17 protein-coding genes are annotated in these 21,149 nt (G+C 47.4%); 6 read left to right on the plus strand and 11 right to left on the minus strand.

The features are described from left to right. Positions 1-90: 90 nt before the first annotated feature. The gene (locus tag BSZ32_RS00155; protein WP_165788545.1) at positions 91-816 is read right to left on the minus strand and encodes an outer membrane lipoprotein-sorting protein; all 726 of its coding nucleotides are present in this window, start codon (positions 814-816) and stop codon (positions 91-93) included. Between the two features lie 179 nt (positions 817-995). Here BSZ32_RS00155 and BSZ32_RS00160 point away from each other — a divergent pair, with 179 nt between their 5' ends. From BSZ32_RS00160 to BSZ32_RS00175, 4 genes are all read left to right on the plus strand, one after another. After that, positions 996-1,967 (plus strand): hypothetical protein, encoded by a 972-nt coding sequence (locus BSZ32_RS00160; RefSeq protein ID WP_105041558.1) that lies wholly within the window; start codon positions 996-998, stop codon positions 1,965-1,967. A 249-nt stretch (positions 1,968-2,216) separates the two neighbouring features. After that, positions 2,217-3,662, plus strand: coding sequence for a prenyltransferase/squalene oxidase repeat-containing protein (locus BSZ32_RS00165; RefSeq protein WP_105041559.1), 1,446 nt, complete (start codon positions 2,217-2,219; stop codon positions 3,660-3,662). A 328-nt stretch (positions 3,663-3,990) separates the two neighbouring features. Further along, positions 3,991-5,448, plus strand: coding sequence for a prenyltransferase/squalene oxidase repeat-containing protein (locus BSZ32_RS00170; RefSeq protein ID WP_105041560.1), 1,458 nt, complete (start codon positions 3,991-3,993; stop codon positions 5,446-5,448). A 521-nt stretch (positions 5,449-5,969) separates the two neighbouring features. Further along, the gene (locus tag BSZ32_RS00175) at positions 5,970-7,199 is read left to right on the plus strand and encodes a prenyltransferase/squalene oxidase repeat-containing protein (protein ID WP_105041561.1); all 1,230 of its coding nucleotides are present in this window, start codon (positions 5,970-5,972) and stop codon (positions 7,197-7,199) included. 103 nt (positions 7,200-7,302) lie between these two features. Here the strand turns inward: BSZ32_RS00175 and BSZ32_RS00180 are convergent, their stop codons facing one another. Beyond that, positions 7,303-8,802 carry a PLP-dependent transferase gene (locus BSZ32_RS00180; RefSeq protein ID WP_240610520.1) on the minus strand — a complete coding sequence of 500 codons (1,500 nt, stop codon included), beginning with the start codon at positions 8,800-8,802 and terminating at the stop codon, positions 7,303-7,305. Between the two features lie 80 nt (positions 8,803-8,882). Here BSZ32_RS00180 and BSZ32_RS00185 point away from each other — a divergent pair, with 80 nt between their 5' ends. Then, positions 8,883-9,566 (plus strand): pseudouridine synthase, encoded by a 684-nt coding sequence (locus BSZ32_RS00185; protein WP_105041562.1) that lies wholly within the window; start codon positions 8,883-8,885, stop codon positions 9,564-9,566. Here BSZ32_RS00185 and BSZ32_RS00190 read toward each other — a convergent pair. The 9 genes from BSZ32_RS00190 to BSZ32_RS00235 form a co-directional block, all read right to left on the minus strand. Next, positions 9,563-9,916, minus strand: a complete 354-nt coding sequence (locus BSZ32_RS00190; RefSeq protein ID WP_105041563.1) for a dihydroneopterin aldolase — start codon at positions 9,914-9,916, stop codon at positions 9,563-9,565. The two genes, BSZ32_RS00185 and BSZ32_RS00190, sit on opposite strands and share 4 nt — an antisense overlap. Continuing rightward, on the minus strand, positions 9,913-10,578 hold the full coding sequence (locus tag BSZ32_RS00195) for an HAD family hydrolase (protein ID WP_105041564.1): 666 nt from the start codon (positions 10,576-10,578) through the stop codon (positions 9,913-9,915). Before BSZ32_RS00195 ends, BSZ32_RS00190 begins: the two co-directional genes overlap by 4 nt. Positions 10,579-10,629: 51 nt before the next feature. Beyond that, positions 10,630-11,037, minus strand: a complete 408-nt coding sequence (locus tag BSZ32_RS00200; protein WP_165788546.1) for a DciA family protein — start codon at positions 11,035-11,037, stop codon at positions 10,630-10,632. Next, a complete protein-coding gene (locus BSZ32_RS00205) occupies positions 11,024-11,260 on the minus strand; it encodes a ferredoxin (RefSeq protein ID WP_105044720.1) in 237 nt (78 codons plus the stop codon). Before BSZ32_RS00205 ends, BSZ32_RS00200 begins: the two co-directional genes overlap by 14 nt. A 94-nt stretch (positions 11,261-11,354) precedes the next feature. Then, entirely contained in the window at positions 11,355-12,716 is a 1,362-nt protein-coding gene (locus BSZ32_RS00210) for a DUF58 domain-containing protein (protein ID WP_105041566.1), read from the minus strand. A 22-nt stretch (positions 12,717-12,738) separates the two neighbouring features. Then, positions 12,739-13,695 carry an AAA family ATPase gene (locus BSZ32_RS00215; RefSeq protein ID WP_206018665.1) on the minus strand — a complete coding sequence of 319 codons (957 nt, stop codon included), beginning with the start codon at positions 13,693-13,695 and terminating at the stop codon, positions 12,739-12,741. Continuing rightward, the gene (locus tag BSZ32_RS00220; protein WP_129589508.1) at positions 13,676-15,604 is read right to left on the minus strand and encodes a hypothetical protein; all 1,929 of its coding nucleotides are present in this window, start codon (positions 15,602-15,604) and stop codon (positions 13,676-13,678) included. Before BSZ32_RS00220 ends, BSZ32_RS00215 begins: the two co-directional genes overlap by 20 nt. Before the next feature lie 35 nt (positions 15,605-15,639). After that, complete coding sequence (locus BSZ32_RS00225) at positions 15,640-16,812, minus strand: hypothetical protein (protein WP_129589509.1); 1,173 nt, start codon at positions 16,810-16,812, stop codon at positions 15,640-15,642. A gap of 380 nt (positions 16,813-17,192) precedes the next feature. Further along, on the minus strand, positions 17,193-19,598 hold the full coding sequence (locus BSZ32_RS00235; RefSeq protein ID WP_105041570.1) for an Amuc_1098 family type IV pilus outer membrane protein: 2,406 nt from the start codon (positions 19,596-19,598) through the stop codon (positions 17,193-17,195). Between the two features lie 466 nt (positions 19,599-20,064). Between BSZ32_RS00235 and BSZ32_RS00240 the strand changes: the two genes are divergently transcribed. After that, on the plus strand, positions 20,065-21,147 hold the full coding sequence (locus BSZ32_RS00240; RefSeq protein ID WP_105041571.1) for a type IV pilus twitching motility protein PilT: 1,083 nt from the start codon (positions 20,065-20,067) through the stop codon (positions 21,145-21,147). Positions 21,148-21,149 lie beyond the last annotated feature (2 nt).

Raw genomic sequence — 21,149 nt, forward strand, 5'->3', positions numbered from 1 at the left:
AATTTCTCTCTGACGAAAGGACGCATCATTCAGGGATCTGGAGTGCGCGTGGCTCGACGCCGCTTGGAGCGAGTGAGGCTTAAATTAAGTTTAGCGCGTTTTCTTCGTTGCCGCCTTCTTCGCCTTCTCAAAATTAAGGTAGGTAATACCAGTCGTTTTGTTCGACTTCGCATCCACCGTAGAAACGCGCATCGTGCGCAGTGTGTATTCTTTACCTTTACCCACCCGCATGAGCGCTGTGACAAGAAATTTCTTGAGCGGCATGCCCGCAGCATTGTAGCCGATTAGCTTCATCATGCCGCCATGCTTTTTGTGCACCCAAACATCCACGATCCGGTACTTGCCAGCTGTTTTTGAGGGATTATTGAGACGCAACTTATAGCAGAGTTGGCGATCGACCTTCTCTTCGCCTTCCAGCTCTGTGTCCTTCCAGTAAAGAAACCGCATCGAGAGGTCTTCGTAGCTGACGTCTGTTCCATTGATATTTTGCGAGAGCTTGGCATCGCTAAACCTAGTGGTCTTGCCATCCTTGATTTCTAGCAGGTCGTAGCGATCTTGCTTGAGTCGCATGTGGAATCGGTTGTCCTTCCCCTTCACCTGATAGGAGAACTGGATGTTCTCATTGCGTAAAAATAAACTCAGTGGCGTGCGCTTGCCATTCTTCGACATATGGCCATGTAGATCCTGTTGGGTCTGCATCGTCGCGGCGTAGCGTGTCGTCGCTAGTATCTTGTCTGCTTTTGCATCTGCTGAAACTGACAAGGGAGCCATCATTGCGGCAAAACTACAAAAGAGAGTAACAAAAGAGATTTTCATGCTGGAAAAATAACACTTCATATTCTCTAGGACGGCAAGTGAAATCGCGCTATTCAAAGAAATTTCCAAAATTTACTAACAACTCATAACTATTTTAAAAAGATCCGTACTCTAGGCTTGAAGAATTTGTATTTTCCACAGCTTATAGTCGCAGCGACACCTTACTCGACTAAATTTTTATGAGCCTGAGAAACCAACTCAACACAGTACTTCCTGACATTCTCCCAGCTTCCCCTAAAGAAGCAATCAAGGGTACAGAACTCATCCGCCTAGTGAGGATGCGCCTCGACGGAAATTACTCAGACGCCTCATTGCGCTATCATTTCTCTATCATGTCCTGCGACCCAGGCTCGGCGATTGCTAAGGTTGAGAAAGGCCAAGGCTACTATCGCCGCACAGCCGCAGTCCCAGCCCTAGCAGGGGCGCAGGAACTCCTATCCATGACTCAGGGACGACTCGATGATCTTGGATCAAACCAAGAAGCTGTCGATCTAGCAATGCTTCGTGTCAAAAAGTTTAGAGCCATTGTCCACCGTTGGTGTGAGATCAATGGCCGTCAGCCTTTTGTTTTCCGCGAACCCTTCAAAGCGACTTCACCGATGGGAAATCTTTGGAAATTTCCTGAGGTCATGTTAGTCGATTGGGAAGGAGCTGGCGAAGAAGACTCCCCGAATGCAGTTCTACGCCTCAAGCAAACTCTCAGCCTGCCGCCATTCCACCTCTGCGCAGGACGCCTGCGCATCCAAGCCAACATCCACACTTTCCGTGAGGATTTCTTCCAAGCTCTCAGCGCATCTGTCTGGGCCAATAGTGGGGAACTCTTCTACGCTATTCGTATCGACGACGAAGCTCTCAATGAAGCCTTCCGTAAGCTCAATGCTACTTTTGGACTCGGCGTGACATCGTTCGGACTGAGCTTAGAACAACTCGATGACCTCCCCCGCCCAGCACACATTCTCAATGCGCACCCACGAGAGACTGAAGCCCTGATGGAGCGCCTAGACATCAATCGAGTTGCGGCGGCACACACCCGTCCACACCTCGACTGGGCAGCGCTTGATGCCATCCGTAACGACTCAGAAGAAGTCGACAAACTCTTCAACTGGCTCTCCGAGTCACTCGAATCAGGCATCACTAAGTCTTTTGAATAGATTCGGTGCACGCACATAGGCTCCTATGGTGTGCTCGCCTTTTCCCAGATTGACAGCCTCCCTCTCTATCGGTAATACACAAACAGCAGAATCATTCATATTTCCACTTTTCACAGTCAATGACACCTTGGTGAGCAAGCGTTCTTTGAAATAAATACAAATTAGTTATCCTTGTTTCTAAGAAAACTGACACCACCGGAGTTACCCAGTTGAGCTAACACTCTCAGCCCTACACAAAGACCCAACTCTATGAGCCTACACGCACAATTAAGCCCTGAAGCGCAAGCTGCTTTAGCTGCACAAAAAAGAACCTCGACTATTTCTGCACTGATCATTTCGATCTTATCTTTTGGACTAATCATCCTAATTTTGATGGTCATAGCGCTCACAGTAAATATCAAGAGCCCACCAGAAATCATTTCTTATTCATCTGGAGTCACCGAAGATGAGGAAATCGACCGCCCTGAGACGACAAATCAGGTCGAGCGCAAACCCTCCTCACCTTCCTCCTCCATGGCCAAGGTGATTGCAAGTTCCTCTGCCTCCCCAACAGCAGTTCCTGTACCCATCATGGAAACCTCCGAAGTAGCACTCGACTTCGGCAATGGTGACGACTTTGGCGACGGCTGGGGAGATGGTGATGGCTCAGGCACTGGCGGTGGCGGATTCGGCAACCTCCCAGCTTCAATCAAGAAGCGCTGCTCCAAGGCTGACCGTCTTGCACGCCTCACCGCCAACGGCGGCAACAAAAAATGTGAGGAGGCCGTGATGAAATCACTCCGCTGGCTCCAGAAAACTCAGAACAGTGATGGCAGCTGGATGGAGAAAGACAAATGCGCCATGACCGGTTTCGCCCTCCTCGCCTTCCTCGGTCATTGTGAAACACCAATCTCAGCTGAATTTGGTGAGACAGTAGAAAAAGCGATCGCTTACCTTGTGAATCTTGGTATGGCAAATGACGGTAGACTCGCAACTTCCGCTGCCACCTCACACCGCTGGGTCTACCAACATGGCATTGCCACCTACGCCTTAGCAGAAGCCTACACCTTCTGCGACAGCCTCGGATTCGAGATCCCCAACCTCGCAGAGGTCACTAAGACTGCCGGTGACATGATCATCGCCGGCCAAACTAGCAGCGGCGGCTGGATCTACAGATACGAATCCGGCGGTGGTGGTGACAACTCCGTAGGATTCTGGCAAATTCAGGCTCTCAAAGCCTGCAAAAATAGTAAACTATGGAAAGACAGCGCCTTTAAATCCGTCTCCAGCAAAGCTCTCGAGTGGCTAACCGTAGCACAAGGGGCAAATGGTGCGATCGGTTACAGTCGCAGTTCTTCAAAAAGCCCTGGACTTACTGGCGGTGGTGTACTCGCCTTTCAAATGTGGGGCAAATCGAAATCCGAAGCGGCGCGCAAAGGTATCAAATATATCCGTGCTAACACTGACTTCAAGTGGGGTGGGCCAAGCTCCGACCTCTACTACCACTACTACAATGCCCAAGCCATGATCAATGCTGGTGGGGCAGACTGGAAATTTTACAATGATCTGTTCCGCGACGAACTACTCAAAAACCAAAATGAAGATGGCACCTGGAAAAACAGAAACAAACACAGTGGAAACCTCCACATGAGCACCTGCTTGTCCACCTTCATGCTCGAAGTTTACTACCGCTTCCTTCCTAGCTCGGCCAAATAAACTCGAAACTCATTTCAATTTCCAAGCCAACTCGTCAACTAGTTGGCTTTTTTTGGGCTGATGGATCCGACTGCTCGCAAAAAAATTGCTAGAGCGAAAGAGCCAGCACCTCTATGAGGCCGACATTAGAGCATGTTGCGAAGTCATGTGTACTTCCAGGCACCCAGCCAATGGCATAAATCCCGAAAGTATGTGCTTTGAAATAAATAGATATTTGTTATGCATACAGCTAAGAAACCCGACTCCACCGGAGTTACCCCATTGAGCTAACACTCTCAGCCCAACACTCTCAGCCCAACACTCTCAGCCCAACACACGACCCGACTCTATGAGCCTACACGCACAATTAAGCCCTGAAGCACAAGCTGCTTTAGCTGCACAAAAAAGAACCTCGACCATTTCAGCACTGATTATTTCGATCTTATCCTTTGGTCTCGTCATCCTAATTTTGATGGTGATAGCGCTCACAATAGACATTAAGAGCCCACCAGAAATCATTTCTTATTCATCAGGAACCTCCGAAGAGGAGGAAATCGAGCGCCCTGAGACGACAAATCAGGTCGAACGCAAGCCCTCCGCTCCTTCCTCCTCCATGGCCAAGGTGATTGCAACTTCCTCAGCCTCCCCAACAGCAGTTCCTGTACCCATCATGGAAACCTCCGAAGTCGCGCTCGACTTCGGCAATGGTAACGACTTCGGTGAAGGCTGGGGTGAAGGTGATGGAGAAGGTTTCGGTGGTGGCGGCTTCGGCAACCTTCCATCCTCAATGAAGAAGCGCTGTTCCAAGTCTGAACGTCTTAAGCTACTGAAAGAAAATGGAGGAAATAAGAAATGCGAAGACGCCGTGGTGGATGCCCTGCTATGGCTACAGGAGAATCAGGAAGAGGATGGCAGCTGGAGTCACGAGGCGGGCTCAGAAAAGTACCGCGCCGCCATGACCGGATTCGCCGTACTCGCATTCCTCGGGCATTGTGAGTCACCGAATTCCCCGGTATTTGGTGAAACAGTAGAAAAAGCGATCGTTTATCTTGTGAATCTCGGCATGAAAAACGACGGCAAGCTCACCACCCCCGGCGCGGGCGGCCATTGGGTTTACGAACATGCGATCGTAACCTACGCCCTGGCCGAAGCTTTCACCTTCTGCCAGGGACTGGGCGAAGACATTCCCAACCTCGACATAGTCGCCAAAAAAGCAGGTGACATAGTAATGGATGGCCAAGGAAATGCCGGAAGCTGGGCATACAACTACGGCAAGGGAGGAGGTGACAACTCGATAGGATACTGGCAGATTCAGGCGGTCAAAGCCTGCCACCTGACCGAACTGTGGAGTGAAGATAGCAAATTCAAGAAAGTCTACGCAAGTGCAGAAGTGTGGTTCTCTAAGGTCCAGGGTGCAAACGGCACCTTTGGTTACCGCGCTAACCCAGCTCAAAACCCCGGACTGACCGGTGGTGGTGTGCTTTGCCTTCAGGTGATGGGCTTGGGTGATTCGAAGTCAGCCAAAGCCGGCATTAAATACGTCACTGAAAGCCTCGACGGCCATAAGTTTAGCTTGAGTCACCTCTACTTTCATTACTACAACGCTCAAGCTATGATCAACCATGGCGGAAGTGAATGGAAAAAATACAACGAGTTTTTCCGGGATGACCTGCTGAGCCTACAAGAAAAAGACGGCTCGTGGCCAACCGGCGGCGGGCATGGTGCGATAAACCCGGTCATGACCACCTGCTTGGCCACCTTCATGCTGGAAGTTTACTACCGCTTCCTTCCTAGCTCATCCAAATAAACTCGGAGCTCATTTCATTTTCCAAGCCAACTCGTCAACGAGTTGGCTTTTTCTTTGCCCAGAAGCATCCAACTACTCACAAAAAATTGCTAGTGCGGAAGAGCCTGCACCACTATGTGGCCTACATTATACCATTCTCTCAGGTATCTTGTCGGAATGATGGATTTGTAGGTTTTATTTTAGCAGTAGAGCTGAATCGTTGAAAGGCCCTGTACCTTTCAAACTCTAGCCGCGTTACGCGTCAGTCAGATAGCTCGCTAGCTTCCTTTCCTAGCTCCTTGCTAGAGTTCAAGACTATCTGAGTCATTTCGACAATCTAACCGCTCAAATGGTATTATACGATGTAGCGAAAGCATGCGTATTTCCACGCACTCAGCCAATGACTGAGGTCCCGAAAGTTGCGAGGCCCTTCGAAATAAATACATCTTTGTTATCATTTTCACTAAGAAACCCGATTCCTCCTGAGTTCCCCCTGTGAGTCAACGCTTTCAGCCCCCCCCAAAAAAACCACAACCAACTCCATGAGCCTACACGCACAATTGAGCCCTCAAGCACAAGCTGCTTTAGCCGCGCAAAAAAGAACCTCAACCATTTCTGCACTGATCATTTCGGTCTTAGCATTTGGCCTTGTCATCCTTATCTTGATGGTCATCGCACTCACGGTAAATATCAAGAGTCCACCAGAAATCATTTCTTATCCACCAGTAAACACTGATGAGCCTAAAAGAGATCTCCCCGAAATACCCAACGAGGTAATGCGCAAACCATCCTCACCATCCTCACCGTCCTCCTCTATGGCGAAAATGCTTGCCAGCGCCTCCTCTTCTCCTACTGCTGTTCCAGTCCCCGACATTGAGGTCACTGAACCTTCACTCGACTTTGGTAATGATCACGACTTCGATGACGGCTTGAATGACGGTGACGGAAACGATAGTGGCGTTTACTTCAAAAATCTACCCACCACCATTAAAAAACGCTGTTCCAAAGCTGACCGTCTCGCACGCCTCGACGCTAACGGCGGTAGCGAACAATGTGAGGAAGCCGTGATGAAATCACTCCGCTGGCTCCAGAAAACCCAGAACAGTGATGGCAGCTGGACCAAAGGAAACAAAGGCGCCATGACCGGTTTCGCCGTCCTCGCCTTACTCGGTCATTGTGAAACACCAATCTCAGCTGAATTTGGTGAAACAGTAGAAAATGCGATCGTTTACCTTGTGAATCTCGGTATGGAGAGTGACGGCAGGCTAGCAACTGCCGCAGTGGGATCACACCACTGGGTCTACGAACATGGCATTGCCACCTACGCCTTAGCAGAAGCCTACACCTTCTGCGACAGCCTCGGATTCGAGATCCCCAACCTCGCAGAGGTCACTAAGACTGCCGGCGACATGATCATCGCCGGCCAAACTGACAGCAGCGGCGTACTCGCCTTTCAAATGTGGGGCAAACCGAATGCTAAAGAAGTACGCCAAGGTGTCAAATACATCCGCGCAAACACCGACTTCAAGTGGGATGGGCCAAGCTCCGACCTCTACTACCACTACTACAATGCTCAAGCCATGATCAACCGTGGCGGTGAAGACTGGAAATTCTACAACGACCTGTTCCGCGACGAACTACTCACAAACCAAAATCAGAACGGCTCTTGGAAAAATAGTAACAAGCACAGCGGAAACCTCCACATGAGCACCTGCTTGGCCACCTTCATGCTCGAAGTTTACTACCGCTTCCTTCCTAGCTCATCCAAATAAAACTCGAAGCTCATTTCATTTTTAAAGCGAACTCGTCAACGAGTTGGCTTTTTATTTGGGTGGATAGATATCACCCGTTTGCAGAAAATAGAACGAGGGAGAATTATGCGAACTCTAGCGCTTGCTGGAAGGCAGAGAGAATCACTTGCTGTGGTTCTTGTCCGATAGAAGCTCGGATCAAGTGCGCTGGAACGCCACATCCCGCTGCCCAATCAAGCTCGTCATAATGCGCGAGCAGTGTGTAGGGGCAAGCGAGGCTAAAATCAGTACCCAAGCTAGGACCTTTAGAAATTTGTAGAGCATCGAAGACCTTAGCCGAGTTCTTCTCATTCTTTACAGTGAAGGAGATCAAGCCACCAAAGCCAGCCCCCTCACGCATCACCTGAGCGTAGAATTCTGGCGTACTCAGCGATGGGTACCAAATTTTATCGACCTTTGGGTGAGCCTGAAGCAACTCGACCAAAGCGAGCGCATTTGCATTCACCGGTGCCATTCTCTCAGGAAATCCTTTAGAGTTTTCATCTAACACAGCTGCATCTGCGGCGTATAGTCGGCTGCCATCCTCACAATCATCAGTGAAAAACTCCGCTAGATCATCGTAGAAAGGTGACGACTTCACTAGCTGAACACAGCCGGCAAGAACATCCCCTTTGCCAGAAATCCATTTACTTAAAGAAGTCGTTACAATATCAGCATAGCGTGCAACGTCGACATTGAGCACACTACTAATGGTGTCATCTACAACCAGTGGGACACCGCCATCACGGCAAGCTTGATGTACTTTCTTAAGATCGATCGAACGCAATAGTGGATTACTAGGCACCTCACAAAAAACTGCGGCGAATTCACCTTGGCGAATCCGCTTCAATGCTTCATCAAAAGACTCACCCACACTCTCGTTGAGCAGTACTGCTCCAGCACCAAAGTAGTTCTGAATTTTCAGCACGTCAACGTAGGGGAAATCTAACTGTAAGGTCTTTTTACCTGCAAACATACCAGTCACCCCGCGGTGCACGGCATAGACTCCAGACATTCCACTTTCGTAGAGAAAGACATCTTCAGCACCATAATTACCAAAATTAGCAATTCTAGCACGTAACTCAGAGGTGTCGTACTTCCAAAACCCATCGCCATCTAGGACGTCTAGAGCCTGTCGGCTACTCACAATCTCGCCAGTGTAGCGCCAGTATTCCATGGCGACTACCGCAGCGGCTTCGGGCACAATCAATGCCTGCATCCCATCGAAACTAACAATGCGGGCAGCAGCTCCAGTGCGCTTCTCAACAAACCGTAAAGCTCGCTGGGCGGCAGCACGGTGAGGAAAAACAACGACCCGCTCAGACTCAACAGCAAGTTGATCAGCAGCGGTGCTAAAAAGACGCTCAACTAAAGGGTGCTTGAAAAAACGAGGATAACCACAACGTAATCTCTTGAGAATTTTGTCTCGTCCCTCTTCATAGCCCAGCACTGCATCCCAGGTAGGTAGGCACACGGAGATCGCATGGCGGTCATCCGGTAAAGGCGCGCCAAGGTCATCGTCAGTCCAAGCTGGGTTTGTAAGGAGGTCTCTCAACGTGGGTTGAGATACTGTACCATGAGGCATTTGCAAGAAAGTTGTGCCATCCGAATCTTAAAAAAGGGCTTTTTACTTGGGCTGCCACTTCACGAGCGTAGTCTGCCAGCATGCGACTCGATCGTTTTTTAAGCCATCAGACCCGTTTAGGTAAAAAGCTAGTCCGCCAAAAAATTGATGCGGGGATGGTTTCCGTCGACGGCCATGTCGAGTTATTCAACCGCTTCGAGGTCGACCACTTCACCACGGTCGAGATGGACGGCGTAGTGCTTCAAGAAAATGAGGCTATTTATCTCATGTTGCATAAGCCAGCAGGCTACCTCAGCGCCACAAGTGACCCTCAGCATCCCACAGTCATCGACCTTATCGATGAGACCTATGCTGCGGATCTGCATATTGCGGGAAGGCTCGACCGCGCCTCGACTGGGCTCCTTTTGCTTACCAATGACGGTAGATGGTCGCGATCGCTCACAGAACCAGATAAAAAAGTCCCTAAAATCTACCGCGTCCAGCTCCGCGACCCGGTCAGAGCCGATTGCGCAGAGATATTTTCGCGAGGAATCTATTTCGCCTTTGAAGACCTAACGACAAGTCCGGTAGAGCTGACTATCCTTGGCGAGACCAGCGTAGAAATCACACTCTACGAAGGTCGCTACCACCAGATCAAAAGGATGTTTCACGCCATAGGAAATAAAGTCGTAGGCCTCCATCGCGCACAAATTGGCGAGCTTACCCTCGGTCAACTACCTGCCGGCTGTTACACCCGAATCAATCAGAATTTAGAAATCATCTAGACTCGGCTGCGGCTCATTCTCAATCCGACAAAGTCGGTGTCGGGCAAAATGAATTTTTCGATCTCCAAGACCAATTCAACCACGGCGAACTCACGCAAGATCATATCAGAAATTTCCTCCGCGAGCGTCTCAATCAGCTTGCGCGGACGTTCAGCTGCGAGCTCTTTCACCCGTAAAGAGACCTCATAGTAGTTCACCGTCTTCTCTATGTCGTCATTGAGACCTGAAAACCCATTTTCGGGGACAAGCTCGAGATGGAGTTTTAGAATTTGTGGCTGCTCACGTTCTTCGTCGGGCACCCCGATGTGGAGTGCTACTTCCAAGCCCTTGACTAAAATCGTATCTTTCATGCTTTTACCTCCATCAAACTCTGCAAATTGGTTTCGTCAGTGAGAATTGCCTTAAATTCCGCTAAATCTTCTAAAATTAAATTAGGCATAACAGACTCCAATAGCTCGCGGTGGTTATAACCAGTAAGAACTCCAGCAGAGTACACACCACCATGGTGGGCAGTCTCAACATCATGTGTCATGTCACCGACAAAAATCGTCTTCTTTGGGTCGAGTCCATTCTCTTTGATAATCTTACCAATCAGGTCGCGCTTATCCAACACTCCGGCGTAGGTATTCTCAAAATAATGGTTCAGTTTTAGCTCTTCCACTTGCTCAGAAAATGCTATCGCACACATGCTCGTGAGCACGAACATTCTGTTGTCGCGCTTTTTTAGAAATGCTAGAAAATCCTCAGCGTGCGGTAAGACTGGCACGGCCTCATGAGATTGCGCAAAACCTTGGCGGAAATGATTTTCTATCTCTTCGAGCTCAACTCCAGGAATGTGCTCACTGTAGAACTTCTCGTAAGGCAAACGGAAGCTCCTGCGGAAGCTCTCACGCTGCCACTCAGGTTTATCGTAAATCCGCATGACATGATTGGTGGCACAAATCACCAGTGCCAAGTCATCCACTAATGTGCCTGACCAATCAAAGATCCAATTCCAATCCTGTGTACTCACGTACTTTTTGTACCTCGCTCTCCGAGAATTTCAAGAATCGATCGAAATTGATTACCCGACCTTGAAACGCACTTGCTTGACGACTCCCTCGCCCAGTTCGTCACGGAAGTTTTTAAGCAACTTCCCCTTCATTTGTTCTAAATGAAAGCGCATGGACGGCTGGATCACAGTGAGAACCAACACGCCTTTTTTAAGAGATTCAGGCTCAGCATGCTTGGCCACAAAGTCGCCAGCTACCTTCACCCAGGCATTACGGAGCTTTTGTTCATCCATCCCGCCCGATACTCCCAATTTTGAGAGCAGCTTATCGAGATGCTCTGAGGCTTGATGGATATTTCTATTGGGATCCGCAACAGGGTCCCCATGACGCCATTGGCGTAAAGTAAGCTCCCGCATCCACTTCCTCGTGTGCGGGAGTGCCTTTTTCTTTGAATGAGATGGCTTTTTATTTTGCGCCATCGTCACCAATTGCCTCAACTGGGCAACCTTCCATGGCTTCGACACACTGTTCGCGCTCGTCATCATTTTCGGGTTGCTTGTAGAGATAGGAGTAGCCTTCATCATCTTCACGTGTGAAGTTATTAGGAGCGGTCTCTCGGCAAAGATCACAATCAATGCACTGGCTATCTACGTAGAATGTTCCAGCTACGTTTTCCGGATTTATATCTTCCTTGTCTGCCATAAAATTTAAAATTTCTGTGTTCGAATCACTGCTAACTGTCATCGCCCAAATACGCAACAACTTTTGTTTGGCTCTCTGAAATTAAGAGCATTCATTAGAACCTCGCTAGTGCGGAAAGTCCAGCCTCCGCCTGACCTACCTTTATTTGAACAATCGACACACTACTGTCCTCTACCAGCACGGGTTCATTCTCCCCATCTATGACGAGTAAAACGCAGAGTTGCACTCCACTTGCTGCGAGACGATTTACTAAATGGGCTCGCTCGTCATTCCAGTCGCACAAAACGACAATGCAGGTCGTCAAGGCATCCGCGTGACTTAAAACCATCTTTCTCAAAGCTTCCCAGTCAGGCTGGCTCTCCATCTCTAATCCAGCCAGCACCTCGAGCATTTTATCCACTCGCTCCACATTTTTTCCAACAGTAACTACACGAGCCCCCTGCTGAACAAACATGAGATCCAACAAAGCTTGCTCTGTATCGAGGCTACAGACGAATGTTGCAGCTATCGAAATTGCTTCCTCAAAAATATCTTCTTGCTCGGCCTTCACTGCCGTATCCAATATTAAGCCGTAACGAGGAAAAAAGATGTCCTCATATTCTTTGATGATAGGCTTCCCAGCCTTCCCCCAGCTCGGCCAATGGATATGTTTCGGTGGATCTCCCGGGCGATACTCACGCAGTGAGACAAACTCGCCACTCTGACCAGCAAGTGAGGAGGTTGAGTCACCACCAAGCTGATTTCTAGACTGCCCTTGGAAATTCACACCATCAAATGCGTAACGCTTAGGCAAAACGATCAAGGTGTCTGACTCTTGCTCCGCTCTACTCACCCGCTGAAACACTCCCATAGGATCAGGCAAAATGACCTGCATCCTTTCCATCTGAATCACCCCTCTCCTCAGAGGTGAAAACTGCAATCTCATTGTACCTTTTGCTCCTACAGCCAATGTCTCACCCATCATTGGCTTAGACTTAAAGAGCAAGCGGCGACGCGTCATCCACATCCATCGGTAAGCTAAATACCTCCGATCAAAGCCATTCCTCAGCTCTTCACCGGGCTCACGTCCATTTAAAAATAATGGCTTACTTGGCCGCGGATCAGGCGCGAGATCCTGCAAATAATAATTCGCGAGGGTAAACCTTCCGGAGTTCGCACACTCCACTGTGTATTCAATGGTTTCACCCACGGTTCCATACGCTGGCATATGCCGATTAACCCGCAGCTTCGCCCGTCTAGAGAGTGCCGCAAAAAATGCCACAATGATGAGGGCAGCGAGTATCCCAAAAAGCCGGAACAATGTATCACGAGGATAGATCAAGCACATGAACCCTACTGAAGGCACCCCCACTAGTAGTAGCCAGCCTAGCGATGACACGCGTTGCTTCGTCGCAAACCCTAATAACGAACCAACGCTATAGATATGGAACAATCGCCTCTGTAATTTATCACTCATCGATAAATCAAAAAATAATTAGCTACACCGGCACTGGTAATGTTGCCAGTAATTCCTCAACCACTGAGCGGCCTGACCTTCCAGAATATTTAGATTCATTTTCTAACACTAGCCTGTGAGCTATCACGTCCACTGCCACCTCTTGAATCACCTCTGGCGTCACAAAGTCAGTCCCCCTCATCAAACTCATAGCTTGCGCTACCTTCATCAGAGAAATCGACGCCCGCGGACTCGCTGCTAGCTTAACCTCCTCCATCGATCGAGTAGCAGCACAGAGACTCACAATGTAATGCTTGAGCTCGTCACTTATTCTCACTTTGGTAATGGCACGTTGCCACTCGATTACATCTTCATGGCTAACGACTGGTTCAATATTCTCAACTGGGTGTGACACACCTTGCTGGTCAGTCAGAATGCTAATTTCATCTTCCACTCCCACATACCCCAGAGAACAAAGCATAGAAAAACGGTCCATCTGGGCTTCGGGTAAAGGATACGTTCCACGAAATTCTACTGGATTCTGAGTGGCTATTACAAAAAATAATCCCTCCATAGTGTGGCGAGTCCCTTCGATTGTAGCCTGCTTCTCAGCCATAACCTCTAACAGCGCACTTTGCGTACGTGGCGAGGCTCTATTAATCTCATCACCTAACAATATGTTCGCAAATATAGGGCCACGGTGGAATTTAAACTCACCTGATTTAGGGTTCAGTATCGAGACCCCAAGAATATCCGACGGCAACAGATCTGGGGTAAACTGGATGCGCTGGAAGTTAGCATCGCCGATAGTCGAAGCCAAAGCTTTCGCTAGAGTCGTTTTCCCAGTACCGGGATAATCTTCTAGCAAGGCGTGCCCACCGGCTCCTAGACAGCAAACTAAACGACGAATCAATCCATCCTGACCACGAACCACCTTGGCAATAGCTTGCTCAATCTGGTTTCCAACCTCCATCACTCCACTACTCACCATTATTGCCATTTTCTTGTTTTATTTCCTCATTGACCATCAGTGTGAATTTTTTGATCAATTTGAGGTAGATTTGATTAAATTCTTTGTCCAAAGATGTTTCCATTTCTTTGAGCATATTTTGATTAGCAATCTTTTCACCACGACCATGCTCATATCTAAAGTAATTTGGAAATATCCTATAGCCATGATCGCTGCTACGCACAACGGGACAAGCTATAAAATCTATGCTGGTATTATCTTTATAGGTTTCCTTCAGGATAATGAGGGCTATTTTTTCCCCCATCAAAACGGAATGCAACTCCGAGTGACTAATTGGACTCTTCCACCGCTTAGCATCTGCCCCCACAGTAGACAATAGAACCTCCGGTTTTTTACTTGTATTAGCCATACAACCGAGTGCCTCTTCTAGTTTCTGAGAAGCTATATTTTTGATGAATCCATTATAGAAGGCTATAATCTGAGGACGCTCACTCTCAGTGAGGGGCATTAGTACCAAGCTCATTCCATCGACAGCTTTCTGAAGAAGCCGTTTATGAAATTTTGATTTAGCGCCCTCTATGTGCTTCCTTAACTCAGCTAGTTTCTGCTTACTCAAAAGACTGGGATCGTGATCATCCTTGAGTGTGAATTCAGGAACGAGTGTCCATGATGTCTCATTATTGACGATCAGAAGCGGCTGACTTGATAACACTAATGGAGTTGAGGCCGAATAACGCACAAGATTACACAACACGTAATTATCACCTCTATCTTCATAAAGATATTCTCGTATAGAGCTCTTTTTGACTGACAATTTTTGCCACAATTCGAAAGCCGATGAGAAGCGCTTATCCAGCTCACCCGAAGACAGCTCTAGACCACCGTCCAGAAAAGAAACTTTCCAATCAATCAGTTGGATATAGCTATGGAAATCTTGCTCTGCAGCTACTACTAACAATTTTTCTAGTAGCTCTCGATCTGACTCCACTGAAATTTTACTCAAGGAATGTAAAATCAATGACTTTACATTCGAAACTCGCTTTCGGTTCAAAGGCTCTAGATGGGCATGCTGCGATAGCCTACTAGGAAAATCCCCATCAATACGCGACTTTAGGCTCTCCGGAATTTTGATTACCCAACACCCCTCACTCATAGTGAGTCTAAACTCAAGAATTCCTTGCGATGGTGAACGGTCTGGGAAGTAAACCCCAACACTCACTACACCATCAATGCCGACATCGGGTAAAATGCTGTAAGTGAAATTTTTCTGAAGAAGCTGTGACCACACTGATTTATGACTCAGCACCCCAACTGCTACATTGTACCTGTCGTCTAGCACACAAGCCAGCAAGCCTACAGTATCCTTCTGCTGAGCCATCTGCATGAAATACTCCACAGCCTCATCCTTAGTTCCATCACGCAGAGGCATACCCGGCTGCTTGTACTTTGCTAGCTTCTGATCCAATGCTTTCAATAATGTGCGTTCACCTAATTCCTGAAGCCGCTTAGACTCAATATGAACCCACAGCTCCAAGGCCTCACGATGTTTTTTAGCACCTTTTTGGTAACGGCCAACATCTGTGAGTGAAAATATACCAGGTAGAGGTGCAGCTCTCCACTTTTGATTTTTCCAACAAAAACCTAATGAAACAGTTTCATAGAATAAGGGATTTCTAGGATCTTCGACCGCTACAATCACCATAGCAAAATCACCAAGCTGCTGAGACGATAGTACGCTAAAACGATATTCCTCAGATAGATTCTTCAACTTGATAGAAGCCAACTTCCTTTCCAACCAAACCATACGATCAGGAGGAACCCCCGCAGCAATAATAAAAAGGTCATTGAGCGGACCTGACCTTTGCTGAACTTTAGAGATGTGCTCTAACGCGGTAGAATTCTTCCACTGCTGAGGCGCTGCCAACAAAGTGGTCGCCATCAGACCAATCAACCAAAATATAAAGCATCCTCGCATCACTTAGAGATAAGCTGATCGAAAGCCGCCTCAATCTCCTCCTGGGTTTTAGGAGCTTTATTAAAGATGCTCTTTACGGGTTGATCATGTTGTTGAGCCTGCTGCGTCCCTTTACCTCTTAGCTTCTCTCTCAAGTCATCTTCTAATGCTCCTAACTTGCCAGTCACATGGACAGTTTCCCACAAATAACCATCACTACTAGAAGAAAACGTCCCTTCTTTAAAATGCTTCTCCAAAATCACTTTTTCATGTATGGGAATGCCTATTGTAAGCATCCCTTCGACTACATCAGCCTTAGCCCGTAGAGTCCCCCTCAGAGCCAACATCTTCCTATCGCTAAAGGACAAATCACGGATCATGACTCCATCATTCTCTTTAATGACCTGAAGCTCTCCACTATTTCTAAATTTTGGTCTTCGGTAATTATTCTTTTGTAAAACATCCGCCAGCACAGCAAAACAATCCAGTCGACCAAGGTTCAGGCTGGGTGCAGTTAGATGAATATCATACAGGGAGCCTGCTGCGTTAGTTTGCTTAAAAAAGAGCTGCCCATTGTCACCGCTCCAATCGCCAAGAATAAGCAGACCTAGTATATCTCCGAATATCACAGAGGAAGGTAGGTTCTCTACTTTCAATGCCAATGGAGCGGAATCAATTCCCCCAATGATTCCTTTAACTTCTACTCTTCCTTCTCCATTCCCCTCACTTAATTGTAAAAAAAACTCGTTAGAGTCAGGTCGAATTTGAACATAACCTTGCTCTACAACAAAGTCACCAAACTCAGTATCACCCAGTGAACCTCCTGAGAGCTGTAACTGCATCGGATTTGCTCCCCACTTAAAATACGCAAAACTCTCCTTAATCAAAAGTCCGCCATCTGCTGAATAAATATTCAAAGCATCACACTTTATTCGGTCTAACCCGTATTTTGATTTATAGTCGAAGTGATCCACCTCATCAGCCTCACTAGAGTTACCTCGTTTCAGATAAATATTTCCTAACTGAGCTGAAAGATCTGATCCATTCCAAGTTCCGCCCAATAGGCCTCCTATAAAATAATGACTTGATACGTTTTCTAAAACCACCCCTCCAAGAGCTCTCTCCTCTTCGTCCCAAGTGTACTCAACTTTGCGTGCCGTTGTCAGGGTCGGACTCACGCGCAGTTGACTCAAGCTCACAGTCGCACCAGAACCACTCTCTAAATCAGCAAGTAACTTACCTCGGAAACTACGGCTATTATGATAGCCTATAGAAAATGTTCCAGCTAAGATTATAGAAAACCCCGAAAGAAAAACTATCAGGACAACATAGAATTGCCTCTTTCTTAGCTTTAGACTTGCTGACTTATCGGTAGATTTAGAACGATGGTGGCTCCTTCGTATCTTCTCGCTTCCTATGCCTAAGGAACTCGAGCCAGTCACACGTTTCCGAACTCGTCGGCGTCTCACTTCAGGATCGTTTGATCTTGAAGCTGATGCTTCATCGTTGGAATTCGAATTCAAAGAGTTCAAAGAGTTCAAACTAACTATGCTGAATTTTGAACAAGTAGAACCTAGCGTTCTCTCCAGTTTTTACCAGTTGGATCCTTAAGCTCGACATTAACAAAAATCACTAATGCTCTATCAGTCTTCTTTATACCTTCGCTTTTGAAAAAGCGCCCCAGCATAGGAATATCTCCTAACAAAGGAACCTTGTCCTCCACGGTTTCGATTAAACTCTCATTTAAGCTAGCAATCACAAAGGTGGCTCCATCCCGCACAGTGACTGCTGTATTTACGTTTTTGACCTTAAAGAATGGCATCAAAATTGCGTTTCTGGTTAATTCTATTAGTACAGGATTGCCGAGAGCGTCCAGGGAAGATGAGGTAATTGGTGAGCCGTAGTTTATAAAGCCTTGAAAATCAGACGATTCTAACTCAACCTTAACATCGACATAATTATTATTTTCAGAAATAGTCGCTTCAGCTACAAGGTTCACACCTACAAATCTTTGCTCAAATGCTGTCGGATTGGCAGGTACCACGGGGAAGACTCCTGATGCATCAGTAGCACCAGCAGAACGAGGAAGCTCTGGTGGCTCATACTCAGTAGCGTAATACATATCCCGTCCGTTAAAAAGTGTGGCCTTCACACCTGCACCCGCAACGATACTAGGGGTTTCCATACGCTCCGTACTTTTTGCCTGGCTCAAACCACGCATCAAAACGGCGACATCCTCAGTTCTCAACGCTAGAATGCCTGGCGCTCTATCTGTATTTTGTCTAACGAGTGAAGACCTAGCATCCCCAGTCACAGTTTGATCGAACAAGCGTGTATCAGACAGAGAATCACCACTCCTCAAGCCTGAAGTCACTGGCGCTAGACCATCTACCGTCGTAACTAGGTCACTCGTAATATCTTCACCGTTGCCTTGAGTTCCGCCACTAACAATAGTTTTTCCTTCACTTGCCCCAATTAGCCAATCGAAGCCCAACTCTTCCAAATCACTACGAGCTACATCAATAATAGTAAGCTTCATCACGACCTGCACATTCTCAGCTTGTGCGTAGCTCGTCACATACTGTTCAATTAGATCAATATTTTGAAGTGTGTTCGCGACCATCAAAGAGCCTGTACCATGAATGTATTTGGCTACTGATCCCTCAGGAAAGGTTACTCCCATTTTTTTAAGAAACTCTTTCGCTGTCACCCGAGGGCTCAGTGCTCCATTGCTACCAGTATCCTCAGCAAATGGATCATCATTGCTTGTTGTGGCTTGGCTGGCTGCATCCTGCATAAAGGTAGGAGGCACACGGAAAGTTCGGCGGTGGATTGAGGAATCAGCTGCGCCACTAGGTGTAACAACTACGACATAATCTTCATAGCGCCATTGTGTTCCAGTCGCTCGGCTCACAAAATCTAAAATATTAGTGAGTGGTACATTGCGGAGATTTAAAGTCACGCGCTTCTGACGGATACTTTTGCCCCATTCAGAATCATCAGAACCTATATTAAGGACAAAGTTGACACCTTTCTGAGAATCATCGACTGAAGACTGATCATATTCCTTAGACCAGACTCTGATCATGTCATAGGCCTCACCAAGGCTAACATCTTGAAGGTCTACGATTGGCACAAGGATTTGTCGGAGCTTATTTGCATAAACCTCCTGAATTCTATTTTCCTCTTCGCCCAATGCCTCACTTGTGCGTAGGTTTTCAATCCTCGGATTGACCTTAGTCTCCCACTGTCTATCCACCTGCAACAGTATCTCTGCACGAGTCTGATCATAGGCTGTACCCGCATATTCCGACTTGGCACCAGCTACGCGCTCCATGCCTCGACGAGCGGCACTATTATAGGGGTCTAAGTGGAGAACTTCTTCATAGGCTAAAACAGCGTCATCGAATTTACCTAGATTGAAATAGCCTTCGGCTTTCCGCAGCCACTGCCCAGCAGACTCGGCATCGCGAGATAATTGTGCTGAGAGAGCTGGGTTCGTACGAATCGGATCATCCAGCTTTCCGAGCATCAGCGTCGCGCCAGCATGGCCTTTAGCCACACCTGGACGGAGTACATCACTGAGTACCTGCCGGGCTTCGTCATACTGACCAAATCGTGAGAGTGACTTACAATATTCAACTGCCGCTTGTGCATAACGCTCTGAAGCGGCCCCCTTGAGATCTTTACTCAAACCTCCAACTGGAATCAGAGAAAAAGCTTGAGCATAAACTGAAACAGCCTCTTTGTATTCCCCTTTATTGTAGTGAGCATCGCCATTGAGAAGTAATTCTTGTGCTAGCACAACACTCTCAGAACGTTTTGCTATTTCTTGCTGAGCTAATTGTGAATCATAGCTCTGGGCATAGGCATGTGAGCATAGAACCGCTCCGACGGTGATGCCGAGCAAGCAGGACTGAGCGAGATTTTTACTCACCCAGCGAATACCTTCGCTGTTTTCAAAAATTGATCTTACCATAGGTTCGACGGCGTTTATACACAGATCACTACCCCACCGTAAGCTCAAAATGAGAAATTTTAGAATTCTTACGTAATCAGCACACTCTTTCCTAGAATTAGGCCTAAACAGTTGACAATTATTAGGGCAAACATCCCTCAGCAGCTAGAAACGGCTAACGATTCGTAGTTTTCCGTGAAACACTAGAGCTTATCTCAAACTCTCTGACCATTCCAAAACTGAATTCCATTTGCTCAACCTGAACTGTTGACTTGCTGTTCGGTCTCAAATCAGAAAGAATCTCTCTCAGATGCTCCACGGACTGTTGCATAACATTTATTATTGTGTTCATGTGAGCATGATTATTTAATTGGACTCATTCGTCAACCTCGTATTTGAACAAATCTTTCATCTCCACCATTTTTTGCGTGTCATCTACGTCCAGATTGCTTTGTTAGTGTCTTCACGCGATAGATTTTATAACCTAATGTCTCAAATCCAAACATACGACAACGTCGACACCTACCTACAGATCGGTATTGAGTTCGATTGTTCAGACATCCACCTAGCTACGACAAGCCGTCCAACATGGCGTCGGTTTGGTAACCTCCAACCGATTTGGGAAGATGCCGCAACTCTGACAGCACAAGACACAGAGAGCTTGGTAAATTCCTTTCTGCCTAAAGAACACTGGGAACACCTTAAAGAAAAAGGCGACGTCGACTTTGCCTATCAAACTGATTTTGGACGCTTTCGAGTATCCGTTGTTCGCCAGCGTCTAGGCTACGATCTTGTATTTCGTATCATTACCACCGAGATCCGCTCTATCGATGACTTGAAGTTGCCGAAAGAACACATCGTCCCTCTCACCCGTTACCACAACGGCCTTATTCTAGTTACAGGTTCAGTTGGCTCAGGGAAGTCTACTACCATGGCTGCATTGGTAGATTTCATCAATGAAGATCGAGAAGACCACATCTTGACACTGGAAGACCCAATCGAATACGTCTTCAAATCAAAGAACTGCCACATCAACCAGCGTGAAGTACATTCCCACACTGAGTCCTTTCCACGAGCACTACGTGGTGCGTTACGTGAAGACCCCGATGTCATTGTGGTGGGTGAAATGCGCAATCTTGAGACTATTCAGTTAGCGCTCACTGCCGCCGAAACCGGCCACCTAGTGATCGCCACTCTTCACACGGGCAATGCCCCACGAACTCTCGACCGAATTCTTGACGTGTTCCCTACCGATCAGCGTTCTCAAATCCGCATCATGGTTGCCGAGTCACTGAGAGGAGTCATTTCCCAGCAACTCATTCCTAAAGCAGACGGTACTGGCCGCGTAATGGCGCTAGAACTTCTTGTGAACACTGCTCCGGTTGCTGCCACCATCCGTGATGGTAAAACCTTCATGCTACCAGGCATCATGCAAACAGGTAAAAATGTAGGGATGATCACTATGGATGAATCTATCAAAAACCTCTATATCGCTGGCGAAATAAGCCAAGAAGAAGCCCACTTTAGATCGGAAGATAAGAAGCTCATGGAGTCTTACTTTAAATCCTAACT

The organism is Rubritalea profundi (assembly GCF_002954445.1).
GTDB classification, from domain to species: Bacteria; Verrucomicrobiota; Verrucomicrobiia; order Verrucomicrobiales; family Akkermansiaceae; genus Rubritalea; species Rubritalea profundi.